This window comes from uncultured Phyllobacterium sp., assembly GCF_902479695.1.
GTDB classification, from domain to species: Bacteria; Pseudomonadota; Alphaproteobacteria; order Rhizobiales; family Rhizobiaceae; genus Phyllobacterium; species Phyllobacterium calauticae.
The window spans coordinates 16630-37569 of sequence record NZ_CABSQF010000032.1 but is presented as its reverse complement, the minus strand read 5'-3'; the positions used below and the strand labels follow the sequence as shown (position 1 = coordinate 37569).

Annotated in this window: 20 protein-coding genes; 8 read left to right on the top strand and 12 right to left on the bottom strand. The window is 60.3% G+C overall.

Features of this window, described 5'->3' with window-relative positions; genetic code table 11:
• Positions 1–8: 8 nt before the first annotated feature.
• The 9 genes from RDL77_RS17935 to RDL77_RS17895 all read right to left on the bottom strand — a co-directional run bounded on the left by RDL77_RS17935 (position 9) and on the right by RDL77_RS17895 (position 8896).
• Positions 9–1079 (bottom strand): sn-glycerol-3-phosphate import ATP-binding protein UgpC, encoded by a 1071-nt coding sequence (locus tag RDL77_RS17935; protein ID WP_223612683.1) that lies wholly within the window; start codon positions 1077–1079, stop codon positions 9–11.
• Positions 1080–1085: 6 nt separating this feature from the next.
• Entirely contained in the window at positions 1086–1934 is an 849-nt protein-coding gene (gene ugpE / locus RDL77_RS17930; RefSeq protein ID WP_288194054.1) for a sn-glycerol-3-phosphate ABC transporter permease UgpE, read from the bottom strand.
• Positions 1935–1945: 11 nt separating this feature from the next.
• The gene (ugpA, locus tag RDL77_RS17925) at positions 1946–2836 is read right to left on the bottom strand and encodes a sn-glycerol-3-phosphate ABC transporter permease UgpA (protein WP_288194052.1); all 891 of its coding nucleotides are present in this window, start codon (positions 2834–2836) and stop codon (positions 1946–1948) included.
• Positions 2837–2901: 65 nt separating this feature from the next.
• Complete coding sequence (gene ugpB / locus RDL77_RS17920; RefSeq protein WP_223612686.1) at positions 2902–4212, bottom strand: sn-glycerol-3-phosphate ABC transporter substrate-binding protein UgpB; 1311 nt, start codon at positions 4210–4212, stop codon at positions 2902–2904.
• A gap of 162 nt (positions 4213–4374) precedes the next feature.
• Complete coding sequence (gene pncA, locus RDL77_RS17915; RefSeq protein ID WP_223612687.1) at positions 4375–4974, bottom strand: bifunctional nicotinamidase/pyrazinamidase; 600 nt, start codon at positions 4972–4974, stop codon at positions 4375–4377.
• Positions 4975–5027: 53 nt separating this feature from the next.
• Positions 5028–6197 (bottom strand): N-acetylglucosamine-6-phosphate deacetylase, encoded by a 1170-nt coding sequence (gene nagA / locus RDL77_RS17910; RefSeq protein ID WP_288194049.1) that lies wholly within the window; start codon positions 6195–6197, stop codon positions 5028–5030.
• Positions 6194–7204, bottom strand: a complete 1011-nt coding sequence (locus RDL77_RS17905; RefSeq protein ID WP_223612689.1) for an SIS domain-containing protein — start codon at positions 7202–7204, stop codon at positions 6194–6196. The genes nagA and RDL77_RS17905 overlap by 4 nt, the downstream gene beginning before the upstream one ends.
• Before the next feature lie 17 nt (positions 7205–7221).
• Positions 7222–8010: a GntR family transcriptional regulator gene (locus RDL77_RS17900; RefSeq protein WP_223612690.1), complete on the bottom strand. Its 789-nt coding sequence runs from the start codon at positions 8008–8010 to the stop codon at positions 7222–7224.
• The gene (locus tag RDL77_RS17895; protein WP_308526414.1) at positions 8003–8896 is read right to left on the bottom strand and encodes an N-acetylglucosamine kinase; all 894 of its coding nucleotides are present in this window, start codon (positions 8894–8896) and stop codon (positions 8003–8005) included. The genes RDL77_RS17900 and RDL77_RS17895 overlap by 8 nt, the downstream gene beginning before the upstream one ends.
• Positions 8897–9087: 191 nt before the next feature.
• Here RDL77_RS17895 and RDL77_RS17890 point away from each other — a divergent pair, with 191 nt between their 5' ends.
• The 8 genes from RDL77_RS17890 (at position 9088) to RDL77_RS17855 (ending at position 18104) form a co-directional block, all read left to right on the top strand.
• Positions 9088–9999 (top strand): N-acetylmuramic acid 6-phosphate etherase, encoded by a 912-nt coding sequence (locus RDL77_RS17890; RefSeq protein ID WP_288194046.1) that lies wholly within the window; start codon positions 9088–9090, stop codon positions 9997–9999.
• Positions 10000–10033: 34 nt separating this feature from the next.
• Positions 10034–11293 (top strand): ABC transporter substrate-binding protein, encoded by a 1260-nt coding sequence (locus tag RDL77_RS17885; protein ID WP_223612692.1) that lies wholly within the window; start codon positions 10034–10036, stop codon positions 11291–11293.
• Positions 11294–11502: 209 nt separating this feature from the next.
• A complete protein-coding gene (locus RDL77_RS17880) occupies positions 11503–12453 on the top strand; it encodes a carbohydrate ABC transporter permease (protein ID WP_223612693.1) in 951 nt (316 codons plus the stop codon).
• Positions 12454–12465: 12 nt separating this feature from the next.
• Positions 12466–13305 carry a carbohydrate ABC transporter permease gene (locus tag RDL77_RS17875; RefSeq protein ID WP_223612694.1) on the top strand — a complete coding sequence of 280 codons (840 nt, stop codon included), beginning with the start codon at positions 12466–12468 and terminating at the stop codon, positions 13303–13305.
• On the top strand, positions 13302–14369 hold the full coding sequence (locus tag RDL77_RS17870; RefSeq protein WP_288194045.1) for a Gfo/Idh/MocA family protein: 1068 nt from the start codon (positions 13302–13304) through the stop codon (positions 14367–14369). Before RDL77_RS17875 ends, RDL77_RS17870 begins: the two co-directional genes overlap by 4 nt.
• Positions 14370–14397: 28 nt before the next feature.
• The gene (locus RDL77_RS17865) at positions 14398–15399 is read left to right on the top strand and encodes an ABC transporter ATP-binding protein (protein ID WP_288194044.1); all 1002 of its coding nucleotides are present in this window, start codon (positions 14398–14400) and stop codon (positions 15397–15399) included.
• A gap of 168 nt (positions 15400–15567) precedes the next feature.
• Positions 15568–16629, top strand: a complete 1062-nt coding sequence (gene mgrA / locus RDL77_RS17860) for an L-glyceraldehyde 3-phosphate reductase (RefSeq protein ID WP_288194043.1) — start codon at positions 15568–15570, stop codon at positions 16627–16629.
• A 155-nt stretch (positions 16630–16784) separates the two neighbouring features.
• A complete protein-coding gene (locus RDL77_RS17855; RefSeq protein WP_288194042.1) occupies positions 16785–18104 on the top strand; it encodes a UDP-glucose/GDP-mannose dehydrogenase family protein in 1320 nt (439 codons plus the stop codon).
• Between the two features lie 22 nt (positions 18105–18126).
• Here the strand turns inward: RDL77_RS17855 and RDL77_RS17850 are convergent, their stop codons facing one another.
• The 3 genes from RDL77_RS17850 to RDL77_RS17840 are packed head-to-tail and all read right to left on the bottom strand — an operon-like array spanning position 18127 to position 20897.
• Positions 18127–19812: a glycosyltransferase family 39 protein gene (locus tag RDL77_RS17850; RefSeq protein ID WP_288194041.1), complete on the bottom strand. Its 1686-nt coding sequence runs from the start codon at positions 19810–19812 to the stop codon at positions 18127–18129.
• 25 nt (positions 19813–19837) lie between these two features.
• Positions 19838–20158, bottom strand: a complete 321-nt coding sequence (locus RDL77_RS17845; RefSeq protein ID WP_223612700.1) for a lipid-A-disaccharide synthase N-terminal domain-containing protein — start codon at positions 20156–20158, stop codon at positions 19838–19840.
• Positions 20151–20897 (bottom strand): glycosyltransferase family 2 protein, encoded by a 747-nt coding sequence (locus RDL77_RS17840; RefSeq protein WP_374042744.1) that lies wholly within the window; start codon positions 20895–20897, stop codon positions 20151–20153. Before RDL77_RS17840 ends, RDL77_RS17845 begins: the two co-directional genes overlap by 8 nt.
• Positions 20898–20940: the final 43 nt, after the last annotated feature.

Sequence of the window (20940 nt, the reverse complement as noted above, 5' to 3'; positions counted from 1 at the left end):
GAATGTCTTCAGATGCGCTTGCCGTTGCCGCCGAAAAGATGCAGCTTTTCCCCCGGGATGATCACCCTCAGGTGATCGTCGGGCTGGGATACGGAACGGCCGGCAACCCGCACGACTACCCGTTCACCCCCGATGATACCATAGACATAGCTTTCCGCGCCGACCGGCTCGACACCGAGCACTTTGAGGTCGAGCAGCAGGCCGCCAATGTGGCTTTCCGTGCCGGTGGCAACCTCCAGATCTTCCGGACGGAACCCGATCACCGCATCCTTGTCGGATACGGCAAGCCCCTCGGCGCCGATCCGCGTGCCGTCCCTCAGGATCAGGCCGGATTCGCCGGCGGTGACCGGAATGAGGTTCATCGGCGGTGCGCCGATGAAGCTGGCGACGAATGTGCTGGCGGGCTTTTCGTAGATATCCAGCGGCGCGCCGATCTGTTCGACCGCACCGGCATTCATCACCACGAGAATATCGGCGAGCGTCATGGCCTCCAGCTGGTCGTGGGTGACATAAACGCTGGTCACGCCGAGCTGACGCTGCAGGTTCTTGATTTCCACCCGCATCTGGCCACGCAGCTTGGCGTCGAGATTGGAGAGGGGTTCGTCGAAGAGGAACACTTTGGGGTTGCGCACAATGGCGCGGCCCATGGCGACACGCTGCCGCTGGCCGCCTGACAATTCGCGCGGACGCCGTTCGAGCAGATGCGCCAGCTCCAGCGTTGCCGCTGCTTCACGCACACGCTTGTCGATCTGGTCCTTCGGCATGCCGCGGTTGCGCAGGCCGTAGGCCATGTTGTCATAGACCTTCATATGCGGATAGAGCGCATAGTTCTGGAAGACCATGGCGATGTCGCGTTCGGCGGGGCCGAGATCGTTGACAACCTTGTCGTCGATCTTGACCGTGCCGTCGGTGATGGATTCCAGCCCCGCGATCATGCGCAGGAGGGTCGATTTTCCGCAGCCCGACGGGCCGACAAGCACGCACAAGGCGCCGTCCTTGATGTCGATGTCGACGCCTTTGACCGCCTCGACGCCGCCGGCATAGACCTTGCGGACATTGGTGAGTTCAACACTTGCCATATGGGATCATTTCTCCGTTTCGACCAGGCCGCGCACGAACCAGCGTTGCATCAGCACAACGACGAGGATCGGGGGGAGGATGGCCAGAATGCAGGTCACCATCACCAGATGCCATTCGGTGTCGGCATCGGCGAAGGAAATCATTTTGCGTAGACCGATGACGATGGTCGTCATGTCGTTGCGGTTCGTCATCAGCAGTGGCCAGAGATACTGGGTCCAGCCGTAGATAAAGAGGATGACGAACAGCGCTGCGATGTTGGTTTTGGACAGGGGCAGCAGGATGTCCTTGAAGAAGCGCCATGGGCCTGCACCGTCGACGCGTGCCGCTTCCACCAGCTCGCCCGGTATGGTCATGAAGAACTGCCGGAACAGGAGGGTTGCGGTAGCCGATGCCATGAGGGGAACAGTCAGGCCCGTATAGGTATCGATGAGGCCGAGATCGACCATGACCTTGTAGGTCGGCAGGATGCGGACTTCGACCGGCAGCATCAGGGTGATGAAGATCAGCCAGAAGAAGACCATGCGGCCGGGAAAGCGGAAGAAGACGATGGCATAGGCCGACAGGATCGAAATGATGATTTTGCCGACGGCAATCGCCAGCGCCATGATCGTGCTGTTGATGAGCAGGCGGCCGACACTCACGCCGCCGATGCGGCCAATGCCGCCGAAAAGTGCCGTCGTGTAGTTTTCCCAGAAATGCCCGCCGGGCAGCAGGGACAGCGGCGGCCGCATGATATCCTGCAGCGACTGGGTCGAGGCGATGAAAGCGTAGTAGATCGGGAAGGCAACGATCAGGATGCCGACAATCAGGATGACGTGGGCGACGAGACGGCCGATGGGATTGTTCTGGATCATCTCTGCGCTCCTCAGCCGTAATGCACTTTGCGCTCGACATAACGGAACTGGATCGCCGTCAAGCCGATGACGATGACCATGAGGATCACCGATTGTGCCGCGGAGTCGCCAAGGATCAGGTTGACGAAGCCGTCATTGTAAACCTTGTAGACCAATGTCTCCGTGGCCTTGCCGGGGCCGCCGCCGGTGACGGCATGAATGATGCCGAACGTGTCGAAGAAGGCGTAGACGGTGTTGACGACCAGCAGGAAGAACGTCGTCGGAGCAAGCAGCGGGAAAATGATCGTCCAGAAGCGCTTGGTCTCGCCCGCACCATCGATGGCGGCGGCTTCGATCAGCGATTTGGGAATGGACTGCAGCCCGGCAACGAAGAACAGGAAATTGTAGCTGATCTGCTTCCATGCGGCGGCGGCAACCACCAGCAGCATGGCCTGGTTGCTGTTGAGCAGCGGGTCCCAATTGTAGCCGGCGGAGCGGATCATGTAGGCGAACGTGCCCATCGAGGGGTTGAACAGGAACAGCCAGAGCATGCCGGCAATGGCCGGAGCCACGGCGTAGGGCCAGATCATCAGGGTGCGGTAGACACCTTTGCCGCGAATGACCTTGTCCGCCATGACGGCAAACAGCAGCGCGAAGCCCATGGCAATGACTGCCGTGGCGATGGAGAAGATGACCGTGACCTGCAGCGAGTTCAGGTAGTTGGGGTCACTCAGGATGCGCTTGAAATTGCCGAGGCCGACGAACTGGGTCGACAGGCCGAACGGATCCTCGCGCAGCACCGACTGGCGGATGGCCTGCGACGCGGGCCAGTAGAAAAAGACAATCGTGATGGCAAGCTGCGGCGCCAGCAGCAGATATGGCAGGATCTTGTTCGGAAAAGTGACACGCGTTGACGATGCCATGATTGCCCCTCTTGAAAAGAGCCCCGTCCGCAAGACATGCGGACGGGGCGTTCATGAACCGGCTCTTACTGGCCGTTCGCCTGTTTGATGGCTGCATTGCCGCGCTTGACGGCATTGTCGAGGGCCTGCTGGGCCGTCTGCTTGCCGGAGAGCATGTTCTCGAACTCTTCGTTCTCGATATCACGCACCTGTGGCAGGTTCGGCAGGCGGACGCCCTTGGAGTTTTCCGTCGGCGCCTTGCCCATCATCTGCTTGATCGGAATTTCGCGGGCAGGGTTCTTGTCGTAGAAACCGGACTTCTTGGTGTCCTCATAGGCGGCAAGGGTCACCGGCAGATAGCCGGATACCTGGTGCAGGCGGGCCTGGATGTCGGTACGCGACAGGAAGGTGAAGAAGGCGGCAACGCCCTTGTATTCCGCGTCGGACTTGCCGGCGAACACCCAGAGGCTGGCGCCGCCCGGTGTCGTGTTCTGCGGCGCACCCTTGGCATCGGGGTCATAGGGAAGCTGGCCGGTGCCGTAGTTCATGCCCGACTTGACCACGTCGCCCAGGCCGCCGGAGGATTCGGTGAAGATGCCGCATTCGCCCGACAGGAACAGCGGCTTGGCTTCGGATGTGCGTCCGCCGTAACGGAAGGTGCCGTCCTTGGCGAGGTCGGCCAGTTCCTGGAAGTGTTTGACATAGATCGGCGCGTTGATCTTCAGCTCGACATCGGTTCCGGCAATGCCGTTTTCATTGGTGCCGTAGGAAACATTGTTCCAGGCGGCAAAGTTTTCTGTGTGGATCCATGTCAGCCATGTCGAGGTGTAGCCGCACTTGGCAGCGCCGCTGGTCTTGATCTTCTTGGCGGCTTCCCAGACTTCCGGCCAGGTTTTTGGCGGGTTGTTTTCATCCAGCCCGGCCTTCTTGAAGATATCCTTGTTGTAGTAAAGGATCGGCGAGGAGCTGTTGTAGGGGAAGGACAGCATCGTGCCGTCCGGCTTGGAATAATAGGCGACGATGCCCGGCAGATAGAGGCTCTTGTCGAACTTTGCGCCGCCCATCGAGAGAATGTCGGCCACCGGTTTGATCGCGCCCTCGGCGCCCATCATGACACCGGTTCCGGCGTCGAATACCTGCATGATATGCGGGGCCTGCTTGGCACGGAACGCGGCAATGCCGGCGTTCAACGTTTCCGGATAGGTCCCCTTGAACACTGGAACGACCTTGTAGTCGCTCTGGCTTTCGTTGAATTCCTTCGACAGGGTTTCAACAACCTCGTTGTTGGCACCGGTCATGGCGTGCCACCAGCTGATTTCGGTGACGGCAAAGGATGAGGTGGACGATGCGAGGATAAGTCCGAGCGCAAGGCTGAGCGAAGTGCCGCGAAATGTCATGTATGTCTCCCATAATGAGGCGTCGTTAGGAACACGCTTATTGGATGCGCTTATGGGCACTATCCTCATTATGTGACAGAGAAACAACAGTTTTATGACTTTGGTCGAATGTCTGGGTTAACGCCTGTGGAAAAAATGCTCAGCTGTTCACTTTTGCGCCGGTCAGATGAGGGTAACGCCGGCCTTGCGCATATTCGCGACCATGGCGGCCAGTGACCCGCCCATGTCGATGGCGCGGCAGGCATCGAGCAGCACATCGGCGGTAAAACCGTGCGCCACCGCATCCAGCGCGGAGTAGGCGACGCAATAGTCTGTCGCCAGACCGACAAAGGTCACATTGGTGATGCCGCGCTCGCGCAGGTAGCCGGCAAGGCCGGTCGGGGTCTTGCGGTCGTTCTCGAAAAACGCCGAGTAGCTGTCGATGTGGGGACGGAAGCCCTTGCGGATGATCAGTTCGGCCTTGGTCCACTGCAGATCCGCATGGAAATCGGCGCCCGGCGTGCCCTGAATGCAATGGTCCGGCCACAGTGTCTGGTCGCCGTAGGGCATTTTCACCGTGTCGAAGGGCGCCTTGCCGGGATGGGAAAAAGCGAAGCTCGAATGGCCGGCCGGGTGCCAGTCCTGCGTCAGGATGACGTGATCGAACCGGATGATCAGTTTGTTGATGATCGGGACGATTTCGCTTCCGCCATCCACGGCCAGTGTGCCGCCCGGGCAAAAATCGTTCTGCACATCGATAACGACAAGCGCATCCCCAGCCATTTCACATCTCCGATTGTCCAAAGAGGGCAAGTATCGTCAATCGGAGAAGGCCGTCAACTCGGGTTTCGGGCGTAATGCAGATCGCCGTCGATCCAGACGTGATCGACGTCAAGCGCATCATCGAGATGCACGATATTGGCGACATATCCGGTGCCAATGCGCCCGTAGCGATGATCGATCCGGATGCTCTCGGCGGGATAGAGCGAGGCCATCCGCAGGGCTTCCTCCAGGTCAAGTCCAAGCTCGCGATGGACGAAGCGGACTGCAGAAATCATGTCGAGATCGGCTCCCGCCAGCGTGCCGTCTTCGAGCGTCAGGCGGCCGTCATGCCGCCGGATCGTCCGTCCGTTCAGCGTGAAGGTGGTGATATCCGTGCCGATGGTCGACATGGCGTCGGTCACGAGAAAAATCCTGGCCGGACCCTGCTTGGCACGCAGGGCAATCGCCATCGAGGCCTTGCTGACGTGGAAACCGTCGGCAATCAGCCCTGCCGACAGTTCGCCGGTTTCAAGGATGGCGCCGACAACGCCGGGGCTGCGGTTTCCGAGCTGGCTCATGGCATTGAAAAGATGGGTTGCCATGGACGCGCCGGCATCCTTGGCCGCGACAGCCATTTCATAAGTTGCGCCGCTATGGCCGATGCTGACGATGACGCCCGCATCGACCATGGCCTTGATCTTGTCGACGGGAACGGTCTCCGGGGCGACAGTGGTGAGCAGTACCGGCAGTGCCTGCACGGCTTCCACGATCGCCACAAGATCGCTGTCCTCCATCGGGCGGATAAGCGCGGGATCGTGCGTGCCCTTGTGCGAGACGGAAAGGTGCGGCCCTTCGAGATGCAGGCCGATAAATCCGGTGACTTTTTCCAGCGCCGCCGCCTTGCCGGCGGCAATCGCCGCATTGGTGATGGCGGGGGTGTCGGTGATCAGGGTTGGCAGGAGGGCCGTCGTGCCGAAGGCGAAATGCGCCTGGCAGATGGTCCTGATCGCCTCGACACTCGGGCCGTCATTCAGGAGAACGCCGCCGCCGCCATTCACCTGCACGTCGATGAAACCGGGGACAAGCTTGCCGCCGTTGAGCGTGACCCGGCGAACATCCGCAGGGATGTCCGCCTGGGCAACGATACCGGTGATGGCGCCCGCATCGACGAGAATTGCCGAACCGGCATGCCAGGTTTCGCCGTCAAAAATGTCGGCGCCGGTCAGTGCATAGACAGTGCTCATATTGTTTCAGTCACTTTTCTCAAATGCGGTGGCTCGTCCGGATTCAATCCGCGGCTGCGGGCGAAATCTTCCACGAAAGCATAGAATGATACCAGCAGAGTGAGCGGGTCCGTCAATGGGTGCGACGTCGCGATGAACGGCAATGCGGTGGCTTTCGATGGCTTCGCCGATGTCAGGAAGACAGCGGCTTCCTGCTCGGCAAGGCGATCGGCAGCCTGCACGATTGAATCCTCAGCCGCATCGCGCGCTGCAAGCACCAATACGGGGAAATCCTTGCCGACGATGGCCTTGGGTCCGTGCATGACTTCGGCGGCGCTGTAGGATTCCGCGTGCATGGCGCTGGTTTCCTTGAATTTCAGCGCCACTTCGTTGGCAATGGCAAGGGATGGTCCGCGTCCAAGCACGAAAAGCGAGTTCTCGCCCTTCATGGCGGCGCCGAACGGCGACCAGTCGCAGCGGATGGCGGCTGCAAGGGCCTTGGGCAGTTCATCGATGGCGGCAAGCAGTTCTTTGTTCTGCGTCCAGTGGCCGATCATGGCGAGCCCGGCGACCGCCGAGCTGACAAAGGTCTTGGTGGCGGCGACGCTGCGTTCCTGTCCCGCCAGGATATCGATGGCGAGATCGCTGGCATAGGCGAGATCGGAATTGATTTCATTGGTGATGGCAAGGGTCAGCGCGCCGCTTTCGCGTGCCGCCTTGGTCATGCTGACAATGTCGGGGCTCTTGCCGGACTGGGAAATGGAGAGCGTTGCGGCGCTCTCGAGTTTCAGGGTGATGCCATAGATCGAGGCGACGGACGGTCCGAGCGAGGCGACGGGAATGCCTGCGGTCAGTTCCGTTGCGTATTTCAGATAGGCTGTCACATGGTCCGATGAACCGCGGGCAATGGAGGCCAGGAAGGGCGGGTTCTTCTCGCGCAGTCTTGCTCCGGCATTGGCCAGCGTATCGCGGGAAGCATCGAGAAACCGCGCGGTTACATCCGGGATGGAGCGAATTTCTTCGCGCATGAGAGTTCCGTTGGTGGTCAAAGTACTGCTCCTGAAATTTCCGAGGAGTCGCCGAGCTTCAGCTCCGCGACAAATTCATAGGCATCCGCCCGATAGATCGACCGGGTAAATTCGATCACTTTTCCCGATTCGAGATAGGATATGCGCTCGATGTTGAGGCTGGCGGAACCCGCGGGCACCTCGAGCAATTTGGCATCGGCCTCCTTCAGGATTGCCGCCGAAATGCGCTGAATGGCGCGGGCCGGGCGATTGCCGCCCTCCGCCAGCACCGCATAGAGCGACAGCGTGACCAGTTCCGGATTGGGCAGCACCTGAATGGACAGGGCGGCGCGTTCAATCGCCATGGGCGTGTCATTGGCAACGCGCAAGCGGCTGATGCGGGCAACTTTCTCGCCGGAGGAAAGACCGAGCGTGACCATTTCTTCCGGCGAGGGCGGATAGATGCCGCGATCGAGCCACGTGGAACGCACGATCATGCCGCGCCGCGCCATGTCCTCGGTGAACGAGGTCAGGTGTGACAGCGATTGCTCGACCCGTTCCGAACGGGGGGCGACAAAGGTGCCGGAGCCATGCCGCTGCACGAGCAGGCCGGTGTTGACCAGCCCCTGAACCGCCTTGCGCACGGTGACACGCGAAATATCGGCGATGGTGGCAAGTTCCCGTTCGGGCGGCAAGGCATCGCCCGGCTGCAGCATGCCGTCGCGGACAGCCGTTTCGATCAGCCGCTGCAGCTTGACGTAGAGCGGGCCGCCGCTGGCGGAACCGTCGTTCAGGGACGGCAGGATATCGATCAATCCATCAGCCATGCACGGCCTCCTTGCGCGCCGGCGCGAAGTTTTTCACCGCCAGTTGCACCGCGCCCGTCAGCGCGTCATGCAGCGGCTTTTGCAGCTTTGCCCGGTACGGGGGCGAAAGACGCTGTTCGAACAATGGCCCCAGTCCGCCGATCAATGACAGGCGTTCCTGTTGGGGTGGCATGATGGCATCGAGCCCCTCTTCGATCTGTGCCGCCGCCCTGTTCACAATCGCCAGCGCCACGGCATCGTTGCGGGCAGCATATTCAAAAACCAGCGGCGTAAGCGTACCGAAATCGCTGGGGCGCGCCGCGTGGGCAAACTCGACGATCCGGTGGGGATTGTTTTCAAAGCGTTGGAGGACGGCCTCTGTCAGGGGTGACGAAGGGTGAAACCGGTCATGGGCCAGCAGGGCCTCTTCCAGGAGATCGCGGCCGGTTCGCGCGCCGCCGCCAAGATCCCCCACCTTGAAGCCCCAGCCGCCGGCAAACCGGATGTCATCGCCTTCGCGTGTGACGAACAGGGTGCCTGTGCCGATGATGACCACGGTTCCGTCATTGTCGCCGAGCGCACCCTGCAGGGCGATCGTGCCAGCGGATGTCCCCAGGGAATGCTGAAAGGGCAGGGTCGTCCGCAGCTTCTCGCCATTGCCGCCGACCATGGCGCCAGCGAGCCCAAGAACCGCCGCGGTCGCGGGAATCATTGCGGCATCGATCCCGGCTTCGGCAAAGGCTGCATTTGTCGCGCCGAGAATATTCAGGCGCGCGTTTTCCATGTCGGTCATGATGTTGGCCGAACCGCTTTTGCCGATGCCCAGAACATGGCCTGTCATATCGGCCACGGCCGCCCTGCAGCCCGTTCCACCACCATCAATTCCCAGGAGATATGTCACACTCATTGCCCTCCGAAAATAGAATACCAATAAAATACCAATAGCCAAGCGTTAATTCCAGGTTTTTTCCACTTTTATTCATCACACTGATTTTATTGAATAATTTAACTTGTATGAAAAACAGTGCATGATTTTTTTAAGAACCTCTGGACAAGTGGTATTTTTTTGGCATTAATTATCGCAACGAGGAGAGGCGAGTGGTGGTAACCCGTACCGAGCAACGCAACGACAAGGCATCCGGATTGGACGAGCGATCGCCAGCCGATGTTTTGCGTTTGCTGCACGAGGCGCAGATCGAGGCAGCGGCTTCGGTGGCGCGGGCGACGGATTCCATTGCCGCTGCGGCGCTGCTCGCCGCCGAAACCTTGGCCGCGGGCGGGCGTATTGCCTACGCCGCCGCCGGCAGCTCCGGCCTGATGGCACTTGCCGATGCACTCGAACTGCCCGGCACCTATGGCATCGCGCCGGACCGTGTGGTGATCCTTCTGGCGGGTGGTGTTGAAAGTCTTGTCCGCCTTGCCGGCGGGTATGAAGATGATGTCGAGCAGGCCGCCCGCGATATCGCTGGCGCCGGCCTTGGGCAGGGCGATTGCCTGATTGCCATTTCGGCCAGCGGCACGACGCCCTATGCGGTGGCGGCCATTGATGAAGCCACGCGGCGCGGGCTGAAGATCATCGCCATTGCCAACAATCCGGCCGTGCCGCTGTTCAGGCATGCCGACGTGACGATCACGCTGGAAACACCGCCGGAAATCGTCGCCGGTTCGACACGCATGGGGGCAGGGACCGCGCAGAAAATTGCGCTCAATCTTCTCTCCACGCTGATGGCCGTGCATCTGGGGCATGTGCATGACGGCTACATGGTCAATCTTGTTGCCGACAATGAAAAGCTGCGCGAACGCGCCGCACTCATCGTTTCGGCCATCGCCGCCTGCGACATCGCCGATGCGAAACAGCATCTGGCTTCAACCGATGGCTCGGTAAAGCGCGCAATCCTGCTAGCAGCGGGTGCAGCCGACGCAAAACAGGCATCACACATTCTCGAAAGCAATCAACAGAGGCTACGCCCGTCGCTTTCGACACTGAAAGGGAGCTTCGGCTCTCGTTAACGGCACTGCTCAAAGGGTGCAACAGGAGACTAAAATGGGAAGCACGACTTTAAAATCACTGCTCATGGCAACGAGCATCCTGGCTTCGGCCGGCTTTGCTCATGCCGCCGATACAACGCTGACAATCGAAAGCTGGCGTACGGACGATCTTGCCATCTGGCAGGAAAAGCTCATTCCGGCCTTTGAAGCGAAGAATCCCGGGATCAAGGTCAAGTTCGCTCCGACCCCGCCGACCGAATATGATGCCGCTCTTGGCGCCCGCTTCGATGCCGGCAGCGCCGGTGACATCATCACCTGCCGTCCGTTCGACAAGTCGCTGGAACAGTTCAAGCGCGGCAACCTGTCGAGCCTGAAGAGCCTTCCGGGCATGGAAAACTTCACGCCTGTAGCCAAGGCGGCATGGAGCACCGATGACGGTTCCGACACGTTCTGCGTGCCGATGGCATCGGTCATTCACGGCTTCATCTACAACAAGGATGCCTTCGACAAGCTGGGCATTGCGGTTCCAACGACCGAAGCCGAGTTCTTCGCCGCTCTCGACAAGATCAAGAAGGACGGCACCTACATTCCGCTCGCCATGGGCACAAAGGACCTCTGGGAAGCCGCAACCATGGGCTACCAGAACATCGGACCGAACTACTGGAAGGGTGAAGAAGGCCGTACCGCGCTGATCAAGGGTACGCAGAAGCTTACCGATGCCGATTGGGTTGCGCCTTACAAGACGCTTGCCAAGTGGAAGGATTATCTCGGCGACGGTTTCGAAGCCCAGACCTATCCGGACAGCCAGAACCTGTTCACGCTTGGCCGTGCGGCGATCTATCCCGCCGGTTCGTGGGAAATCTCGCTGTTCAACACGCAGGCCCAGTTCAAGATGGGCGCGTTCCTGCCGCCGGTGCAGAAGGCCGGCGACACCTGCTACATCTCCGACCATGCCGATCTTGGCGCAGCGATGAATGCCAAGAGCAAGAATCCGGAAGCGGCCAAGAAGTTCCTTAGCTGGGTTGCTTCGCCAGAATTCGCCGACATCTATGCCAATGCGCTGCCGGGCTTCTTCAGCCTGTCGTCGACACCGGTCAAGATGAAGGACCCGCTGGCGCAGGAATTCGTGTCCTGGCGCGAAAAGTGCAAGCCGACGATCCGTTCGACCTATCAGATCCTGTCGCGCGGCAAGCCGAACCTGGAAAACGAAACCTGGGTTGAATCGGCCAATGTGATCAACGGCACCGATACGCCTGAAGTTGCAGCCAAGAAGCTGCAGGACGGTCTCGACAGCTGGTACAAGCCTGCGAAGTAGGCAATCGAATGCCGGGGCGGTTCGCGCCGCTCCGGCCTTTCGCTTATTCCGAGCAAATTTTGTTTATGCGAAACCAAGGCCGATATATTTGGGCCCAAACAAAACTTGCTCAGAAGTGGCAATCATTGCCGCTGTATTCGTTTGACGAACGGCAGTCGTGGACCGGTTTTCCATGACCAACAAATCAATAAGCAGGGGTTTGCGAGTTAATGAGCACGGCCGACTATTCCCAGTCTGACAGCGGTCAGGACAAACGCGCACGGCGCTGGCACATCCTTGTGTTCCTGCTGCCGGCGGTGATCGTCTATACGGCGATCATGATCCTGCCCTTGATCGAAACCCTGCGCCTGTCGCTGTTCAACGTGGTTGACGGGCAGAGCGTGTTTGTCGGTTTCGGCAATTTCCAGACCCTGTTCGGCGAACCGCGCTGGTCGGCGAGTTTCTGGAACGCGCTGCGCAACAATTTCGTGTTCTTCCTGATCCATATGCTGGTGCAGAACCCGATCGGCGTCGCCCTGGCTGCGCTGTTGTCGGTGCCGAAGCTGCGCTTTGGTGCCTTTTACCGCACGGCGCTGTTCCTGCCGACTCTGTTGTCCTTCGTGATCGTCGGTTTCATCTGGAAGCTGATCCTGTCGCCGATCTGGGGCGTATCGCCCTACCTGCTTGATCTCGTCGGCCTGAAATCACTGTTCGCGCCCTGGCTGGGCCGGCCGGACACGGCGCTCATCACCGTATCGCTTATCTCGGTCTGGCAGAATGTCGGCATTCCGACGATGCTGATCTACGCATCGATGCTGAGCATTCCCGAAGAAGTTCTCGAAGCGGCGGAATGCGACGGCATTACCGGCTGGAGCCAGTTCTGGAAGATCAAGCTGCCGCTGATCCTGCCCTCCATCGGCATCATTTCCATCCTGACCTTTGTCGGCAACTTCAACGCCTTCGACCTTGTCTATACGGTGCAGGGCGCGCTTGCCGGCCCCGACGGGTCGACCGATATCCTGGGAACGCTGCTGTACCGCACCTTCTTCGGCTTCCAGCTGCAGATCGGCGACAAATCCATGGGTGCGACCATTGCCACGGTGATGTTCCTGATCATCCTCACGGGCGTGTGCATCTATCTCTTTGCCATCCAGCGGCGCATGCGCCGGTACCAGTTCTAGGAAGGTCCCGTCATGGCAAAAGCCCGTACATCACCCCTCCGCTCCGGCTTCGTTCACGTCGCCCTGATCATCTACACGCTGATCGCGCTGTTTCCGGTGTTCCTGATCATCATCAACTCGTTCAAGGACCGGGCGTCGATCTTCCGCAACCCGCTTGGCCTGCCGAATGCATCCAGCTTCAGTCTGGTCGGTTACAACTCGGTGCTGACACAGGGTGATTTCACCCTGTATTTCCAGAACAGCCTGATCGTCACCTCCGTGTCGATCTTCTTCGTGCTGCTGTTCGGCGCCATGGCAGCCTTCGCCCTGTCGGAATATCGCTTCCGCGGCAATTCGCTGATGGGGCTCTATCTCGCCCTCGGCATCATGATCCCGATCCGCCTTGGAACGGTTGCGATTCTGCAGGGCATGGTTGCGACGGGGCTCGTCAACACCCTGACCGCGCTGATCCTCGTCTACACCGCGCAGGGCCTGCCGCTTGCTGTGTTCATTCTCACCGAATTCATGCGCACTGTGTCGGATGACCTGAAGAATGCCGGCCGCATCGACGGTCTGACGGAATATTCGATCTTTTTCCGGCTGGTGCTGCCGCTGGTCAAGCCTGCCATGGCGACGGTCGCCGTGTTCACGATGATCCCGATCTGGAACGATCTGTGGTTCCCGCTGATCCTGGCGCCAAGCGATGCCACCAAAACTGTCACGCTGGGCTCGCAGGTGTTCATCGGCCAGTTCGTCACCAACTGGAATGCCGTTCTGGCGGCGCTGACCCTCGCCATCCTGCCGGTACTCGTCCTTTATTTCTTGTTCTCGCGGCAACTGATCCGCGGCATTACATCGGGAGCAGTCAAATGACCGCCAATACGCAAAAGCCCGTGCGGGTTCTGGTTGCCGGGCTTGGCAATATGGGCCGGAGCCACGCGCTCGCCTATCACAACAATCCCGGCTTCGAGATTGTCGGGCTGGTCAACCGCTCCGTCGTGCCGCTGGCCAAGGAATTGCAGGGCTACACGATCCACCCCTCTTTCGAACAGGCGCTGGCCGACCTCAAGCCGGAGCTGGTTTCGATCAACACCTACTCCGACAGCCATGCGGACTATGCCGTTGCCGCCATGGCGGCGGGTGCCGATGTCTTTGTCGAGAAGCCGCTGGCCACCACCGTCGCCGATGCGCAGCGTGTGGTCGCTGCGGCCAAGCAATATGACCGCAAGCTGGTGATCGGCTACATCCTGCGCCACCATCCGTCATGGGTGCGGCTGATCGAGGAAGCCCGCAAGCTTGGCGGCCCCTATGTCTTCCGCATGAACCTCAATCAGCAGTCGAGCGGCCCGACATGGGAAACCCACAAGGCGCTGATGCAGACCACATCGCCCATCGTCGATTGCGGCGTGCATTATCTCGATGTGATGCTGCAGATCACCGATGCCACGCCGGTTCAGGTGCGCGGCATGGGCGTGCGGCTTTCGGACGAGATCGATGCGAAGATGTACAATTACGGTCATCTGCAGGTTCTCTTCGACGACAATTCCGTCGGCTGGTACGAGGCGGGCTGGGGTCCGATGATTTCGGAAACGGCTTTCTTCGTGAAGGACGTGATCTCGCCCAATGGCTGCGTGTCCATCGTCATGGACCAGAACGCCAAGTCGGATGATATCGACTCGCACACCAAGACATCGACCATCCGGCTGCATTCGGCCAGGACAGGTGCGGACGGGCGTTTTGCCAAGCCGGACGAACTGCTCAACATGGCGGGCGAACCCGGCCATCAGGAGCTTTGCGACCTGGAGCAGGCCTTTGTTCTCAAAGCCATCCGCGAGGATCTCGACCTGGGCCGCCACATGCAGGATGCCGTGCGGTCGCTCAGTGTCTGCCTTGCGGCTGATGAAAGCGTGCGCACCGGCAAGCCGGTAGACCTGTAATTATAAGTTTGAAGACGGGAACAAGACATTGGGTTCTTTGAAGATAGAAAATATTCGCAAGTCTTTCGGCCAGGTGGACGTGCTGAAAGGCATCGATCTCGAGGTGCGGGATGGCGAGTTCGTGATTTTTGTCGGGCCGTCCGGCTGCGGCAAGTCGACCTTGCTGCGCGTGATCGCCGGTCTTGAGGACGCGACCTCGGGCGAGATCCTGATCGACGGCAAAAAGGTCAACAACACGCCGCCGGCAAAACGCGGCATCGCCATGGTGTTCCAGAACTACGCGCTTTATCCGCACCTGTCGGTGCGCGACAATATGGGCCTTGGCCTGAAGCAGGCCGGCAAGCCCGCCGAGGAAATCAAGGAGCGCACCAGGATCGCCTCGGCCATGCTGTCGCTCGATGATTATCTGGAGCGACGCCCGGCCGAACTGTCCGGCGGCCAGCGCCAGCGCGTGGCCATCGGCCGCGCAATCGTGCGCGAGCCGCAGCTTTTCCTGTTCGACGAACCCTTGTCGAACCTCGATGCGGCGCTGCGCGTCAACACGCGGCTCGAGATTGCCCGTCTGCACCGGCAGTTGAAGGCGACGATGATCTACGTGACGCACGATCAGGTGGAAGCCATGACGCTTGCCGACAAGATCGTCGTCATGAACAAGGGCAGGATCGAGCAGGTCGGCTCACCGATGGAACTCTATAATTCACCGCAGACGCTGTTTGTCGCGGGCTTCATCGGCTCGCCGCAGATGAACCTTGTTGAGGGCGCAAAGCTCGGCGACCCCGCGGCAAAGACCGTCGGGATTCGCCCGGAGCACATCCAGGTCAACAATACATCAGGCACCTGGAAGGGGTCGGTCATCCACGTGGAGCATCTGGGTGCCGATACGATCATCTATCTGCAGACGGATTTCGGTCCGCTGACGGTCCGCCTCTTCGGCGAGCACCAGTATGAGGTCGATCAGGTGCTCTATGCGACGCCGGATGCCGGACGAACCTACCGTTTCGATGACAAGGACCAGATCATCAAGGCGTGATGCGGGTGGAGTGCAAAATACGTATTTTACGTAGAATACGTATTTTGCCAAAGCGACTTACCTATTTCACGTCATGACATCCCTATGACTTTCGTTCATAGTCCGGCGCGCTGAAACGGGAATCGTTCGGCTCGGCGCCGAGGCAAGACGACAGGGAAGAGATCGATCATGAAATGGACTGCGGACTCCAAACGCTACGACACGATGAAGTACAATCGCTGCGGCAAGAGCGGCCTCAAGCTGCCGGCGATTTCCCTGGGGTTGTGGCACAATTTCGGTCACGACACGCCGCACCAGACCAAGCAGGCCATCTGCCGCCAGGCCTTTGATCTCGGCATCACCCATTTCGATCTTGCCAACAATTACGGCCCGCCGCCCGGTTCCGCCGAAGAAGCATTCGGCGAAATCCTGCGCACGGATTTCCAGGGCCATCGTGATGAGCTGATCATTTCCTCCAAGGCGGGTTACGGCATGTGGCCCGGCCCTTACGGGGAGTGGGGCAGCCGCAAATACATGATCGCCAGCTGCGACCAGAGCCTGAAGCGGCTCGGTCTCGATTATGTCGATATCTTCTATTCGCACCGCTTCGATCCGGATACGCCGCTGGAAGAGACCATGATGGCGCTCGACCAGATCGTCCGTTCCGGGCGCGCGCAATATGTCGGCATCTCCTCCTACAACTCGCATCGCACCCGCGAAGCGGCGGCCATATTGGAAGAACTCGGCACGCCGTGTCTCATTCATCAGCCGAGCTATTCCATGATCAACCGCTGGATCGAGGATGACGGTCTTGTCGACACGCTGGAAGAACTCGGCATCGGCTCCATTGTGTTCTCGCCGCTGTCGCAGGGCATGCTGACCGATAAATATCTCAAGGGCGTGCCGGAAGAAAGCCGCGCGGCCCAGGGCAAGTCGCTCAATCCGGCCTTCCTCAGCGAACAGAACCTTGCCAATATCCGGGCATTGAACGCGATTGCCGCAAAGCGCAGCCAGACTCTGGCGCAGATGGCGCTTGCCTGGGTGCTGCGGCGTGGCCGGATCACCACCGCGCTCATCGGCGCGAGCAAGCCGCAGCAGGTCATCGATTGCGTCAAGTCTCTGGAAAATCTCGATTTTACCGATGCGGAGCTTGCCGAAATCGACACTTACGCAAACGATGCGAACATCAACCTCTGGGCCGCGTCGGCCGAGCGCCGGGGACCGGAGCGCACCCCGCCGAAACTGGCTTGAACACTCGTTGAAACGCTTTAGATAAGACACATCGAAAACGCCGGCTGCGATCCCGTGGCTGGCGTTTTTTGAATGGGATACAACCCGCAATTGGCAGCGCCGCGCGAATATGCGACATGTCTGCGCGAAATTGACGTCACGAATGGGATAGTGCGATGAAGATTGCAATGATCGGGACTGGCTATGTCGGTCTGGTTTCTGGTGTGTGCTTTGCCGAATTCGGTTTTCAGGTCACCTGCGTCGACAAGAACCCGGCCATTATCGAGCGCCTGCAGGCCGGGGAGGTGACGATCTACGAACCCGGTCTGGATGAACTCCTGACCCGCAATGCCCGTGACGGGCGCCTGATCTTTACGACGGAGCTGGCATCGACGGTCGCTGACGCGGATGTGATTTTCATCGCCGTCGGCACGCCGTCGCGGCGCGGCGACGGGGAAGCCGACCTGCAATATATCTATGCCGCTGCGGATGAGATCGCCGCCGCCATGAAGCCGGGCGCGGTGATCGTGATCAAGTCGACGGTCGTGGTCGGCACCAATGCCGATGTGCGCGCGCATATTGCCAAGGCGCGGCCGGATGTGCCGTTCTCGATGGTGTCCAATCCGGAATTCCTGCGCGAGGGCTCGGCCGTCGAGGATTTCCTGCGGCCCGACCGCGTTGTGGTCGGCGTGCATGACGAGCCCGGTTCCAATGCCATGAAGCGCGTCTACCGGCCGCTTTACCTGCGCGAAACGCCGATGATCGTGACCACGCTGGAAAATGCCGAAATCATCAAATATGCCGCCAATGCCTTTCTGGCGATGAAGGTCACGTTCATCAACGAGGTGGCTGACCTGTGCGAAAAGACCGGTGGCAACGTGCAGGACGTGGCGCGCGCCATTGGCATGGACAACCGCATCGGCTCGAAGTTCCTGCATGCAGGGCCCGGTTTCGGTGGCTCATGCTTTCCCAAGGATACCCGCGCCTATGCGGCGACCGGGCGCAAGCTGAATGCGCCGCAGACGCTGATCGAGCAGGTCGTCGTGGTCAACGAGCAGCGCAAGCACTCCATGGCCGCACGGGTGATCGCGGCGGCTGCCAGGAGCGGTGCAAAAACCATTGCGGCGCTCGGCATCGCCTTCAAGCCGAACACCGACGATATTCGCGAGTCACCGGCGCTCGATATCATCCCGGCCCTGCAGAAGGCCGGCCTGACGGTGCGCGCGCATGATCCGGAAGCGCGCTCGGCTGCCGAACCGGTGCTGCCGGGCGTCGTCTGGTGCAAATCCGCCTATGAGGCCGTCGAGGGCGCCGGGATCACCGTGCTCCTGACCGAATGGAACGCCTACCGCGCGCTCGATCTGAAGAAGGTCGCCAGCCTGATGAAGGGCAATCTCCTGTTCGATCTGCGCAACGTCTATGGCGAGCAGGATATCGACGGCACGGGGCTGGAATACCACTCCATCGGCCGCCCGCGCCTGGGGCAGGGCGTTTAAAACAACATTTGCAATCGTTGGATTACTGCGCAGCCCTGTACAGCGTTATGGTTGTCTTGCGGCCCTTGCTGTAGTTGATGCCTGAAACACTGCCGGCCACGACGACGGATTTTTCCCCCTGCGGCAGGTTTTGCAGAAATTCCGCCCGGCTGCCCTCGTCGACGGCGGAAATCGCGCAGGCGGGATTGTCGAGCAGATACTTTGCCGCGCCCGCACCACTGGTCAGGATGGTCTTTGTACCCGCCAGAAAAACCAGGCTCGGCTCGGCATAGCCCGCCGATGCCAGCACGCTGTTGGCGCAGGGTTTTGCCGCATTGAAGGCATTGTTGAGGGCCGGGCTCATCCAGATCGGCGTGATGGCCGGAGCCACGCCCCATGTGAGCAAGGCCAATGTAGCTATGCCAAACGCCGCCGCTGTTTGAACAGCACGCTTCAGGTTGTCCCTGAGCACAAACCCGCTGGCAAAAACACCGGCGATTGCTGCGGTGAAGAAGGCAATGATCCCCGGAATGGGAAGCGTGTGGGCCATGACAAAGGGCAGGACGGTGCCTGCGCCCATCAGCGCCAGCGTGGCAATGGCCAGACCCAGCAGCGTCAGCCGTTCAAGCCAGATCTGCCAACGCCCGCGATAGGGCTGGCTGGCAATGCCGCTGTCCACCGCCCAGGCCATCATCAGCAGCAGCGCGGGATAGGCAGGCAGGATATAGTGCGGCAGCTTGGTCGGGATCATCTCCGTCACCAGCCAGTAGGGAATGTACCAGGCGGTCAGGAAGGCGAGACGCGGATCGGTGCGGAAACGGCCGAGCGCCTGCAGGCCGCCGCGTATGGCCATGACGCCGAAGGGCCAGAGAAACAGCACGAAAATCAGGGCAAAATAGCCGGGCGGTGCGCCATGGCTTTCCTGCCCGTCGCCCACCTTGGACAACAGGTCATTGCCGACGGATTCGTTAAAGAAAGCGCCGCCGCTCTTCAGCGTGATCAGGATGAGCCAGGGCAGGACAATGACCAGCAGAATGGCGATGCCGCTCAGGGGTTTCAGCCGCTTCAGCCATTGCCATTCGCGGTAGAAGAGACAGAGCGCGGCGGCGGTGAGCACGCTGACGAAGGGCGTGATCGGCCCTTTGATCAAAACGCCTATGGCCGTTGCGACCCAGAAGACAAGGGCGGGCGCCCATTTTGCCGGGGTGTTGTTGCGGCTGGCCATCCATATCCACGCCAGCGCGCCCTGGGCGAATACCACGGTGGCGAGCAGGGTGGCATCGGTTTTCGCCACGCGCGCTTCGAAGCCGAGCATGACAATGGCCGCAAGCGCCATGCCTGCCAGCAGCCCGGCGCTCTGGCCGAACAGGAATGCACCCAGCGCCGCCGTGGCGAGAACCGCCAGCGTTGCGCCGCCGACCGAGACGAGCCGGTAGACCCAGACCGGTGCCGTCTGGTCATAGCCGGTGACCTTCAGCACGGCGCTCTGGAGCCAGTAGATGCCGACGGGTTTCTTGTAGCGCGAGGCATCCTGAAAGCGGATGTCGACGTAATCGCCGGTTTCCGCCATCTGGTGCGTGGCCTGAATGTAACGCGCTTCATCCCGGTCGAGCGGCGGAATCGCGGCTATTCCGGGCACGAACGACACAAGGCAGATGAAAATGAGCAGCAGATAGTGGCTGAAGCGGAGTTTTGCGGTACCCGCAGAAGCAGGGTCAGAATGGGTCATGATCGTGCCTTGCGGTGCCTTCGGCTCAGCTGTCCTGCGTCATTGCCTTTTTCTCATTGGCGATCAGCCACAGATTGCGGATGTAGACGACGAGGCCCAAACCCTGTCCGGCGATGAACACCGGGTCCTTGCGCACGATCGCGTAGATGAAGAGCAGAACACCGCCGAACAGCGAGAAGAACCAGAACGTCACCGGAACAACGCTGCGCTTGGCCTTTTCCGAAGCGATCCACTGTACGACGAAGCGCATGGTGAAGCAGCCCTGTGCGAAAAAGCCGAGAAGAATCCAAGCGTCAAACTGGGCGACAAAGACCGAGTGCAGCCAATTGCTAAATGCGTCAGCCATGGCTGATCTCCGTGATGGTTGGAACGGTCTTGCGGCGCTTTCTCAGCCACCACACGCCGTAAAGATCGAGAATACCGCGCAGGCCGCGGTCGAGAATACCGTAATTGGATTTGCCGTGGCGGCGTTCGCGGTCCACCACATCCACATGCACGACGCCATAACCCTCGCGGATCACCAGCGCGGGGAGGTAGCGGTGCCAGCCGTCGAAGAACGGCAGTTCGCGGAAAAGCTGGGTGTGCACCGCTTTCAAGCCGCAGCCGGAATCGCGCGTGTTGTCCTTCAGGATGGCGCCGCGCAGCTTGTTGGCGAGTTTTGACGATATCTGCTTCAGCTTGGTGTCGGTGCGCTTCAGGCGCTGGCCGGCGGCAATGCCCACGGCGGGTCCCGCCTGGATCAGCGCATCGGCGAGCTTGGGCAGATAGGCCGGATCGTTCTGGCCATCGCCATCCATCGTCACGACGACTTTGCCCCTCGCGGCGAAAACACCGGAACGGACCGCAGCGCTCTGTCCGGCGGATTTATCATGCCGGACATGGCGCAGCGGCTTGCCGGCGCGGATGCGTTCGGCCAGGGCGTCGCCCGTTCCATCGGTCGAACCGTCATCGACCACCACCACTTCGTAGCTGCGGCCTTCCATGGCTGCATCCACTTCATCGAGAAGGAAGGCCAGGTTTGCGGCCTCGTTTCGGCATGGAATTACGATTGTGATTGCCGGATTGCTCAATGTGCAGGCTTTCATATTGTCTGGTCAGGCGCGCTCCTTAACACTGAAAGAGCCGCCT

Bases quoted from the DNA above. Each gene is read 5' to 3' on its own strand.
- ugpB (WP_223612686.1), bottom strand. From the start codon at position 4,212: ATGACATTTCGCGGCACTTCGCTCAGCCTTGCGCTCGGACTTATCCTC.
- pncA (WP_223612687.1), bottom strand. From the start codon at position 4,974: ATGGCTGGGGATGCGCTTGTCGTTATCGATGTGCAGAACGATTTTTGC.
- RDL77_RS17935 (WP_223612683.1), bottom strand. From the start codon at position 1,079: ATGGCAAGTGTTGAACTCACCAATGTCCGCAAGGTCTATGCCGGCGGC.
- RDL77_RS17895 (WP_308526414.1), bottom strand. From the start codon at position 8,896: ATGAGTGTGACATATCTCCTGGGAATTGATGGTGGTGGAACGGGCTGC.
- RDL77_RS17845 (WP_223612700.1), bottom strand. From the start codon at position 20,158: ATGGCTGACGCATTTAGCAATTGGCTGCACTCGGTCTTTGTCGCCCAG.
- RDL77_RS17870 (WP_288194045.1), top strand. From the start codon at position 13,302: ATGACCGCCAATACGCAAAAGCCCGTGCGGGTTCTGGTTGCCGGGCTT.
- RDL77_RS17900 (WP_223612690.1), bottom strand. From the start codon at position 8,010: ATGGCTGATGGATTGATCGATATCCTGCCGTCCCTGAACGACGGTTCC.
- RDL77_RS17855 (WP_288194042.1), top strand. From the start codon at position 16,785: ATGAAGATTGCAATGATCGGGACTGGCTATGTCGGTCTGGTTTCTGGT.
- RDL77_RS17875 (WP_223612694.1), top strand. From the start codon at position 12,466: ATGGCAAAAGCCCGTACATCACCCCTCCGCTCCGGCTTCGTTCACGTC.
- RDL77_RS17885 (WP_223612692.1), top strand. From the start codon at position 10,034: ATGGGAAGCACGACTTTAAAATCACTGCTCATGGCAACGAGCATCCTG.
- RDL77_RS17905 (WP_223612689.1), bottom strand. From the start codon at position 7,204: ATGCGCGAAGAAATTCGCTCCATCCCGGATGTAACCGCGCGGTTTCTC.
- RDL77_RS17840 (WP_374042744.1), bottom strand. From the start codon at position 20,897: ATGAAAGCCTGCACATTGAGCAATCCGGCAATCACAATCGTAATTCCA.
- nagA (WP_288194049.1), bottom strand. From the start codon at position 6,197: ATGAGCACTGTCTATGCACTGACCGGCGCCGACATTTTTGACGGCGAA.
- ugpA (WP_288194052.1), bottom strand. From the start codon at position 2,836: ATGGCATCGTCAACGCGTGTCACTTTTCCGAACAAGATCCTGCCATAT.
- RDL77_RS17850 (WP_288194041.1), bottom strand. From the start codon at position 19,812: ATGACCCATTCTGACCCTGCTTCTGCGGGTACCGCAAAACTCCGCTTC.
- RDL77_RS17880 (WP_223612693.1), top strand. From the start codon at position 11,503: ATGAGCACGGCCGACTATTCCCAGTCTGACAGCGGTCAGGACAAACGC.
- ugpE (WP_288194054.1), bottom strand. From the start codon at position 1,934: ATGATCCAGAACAATCCCATCGGCCGTCTCGTCGCCCACGTCATCCTG.
- mgrA (WP_288194043.1), top strand. From the start codon at position 15,568: ATGAAATGGACTGCGGACTCCAAACGCTACGACACGATGAAGTACAAT.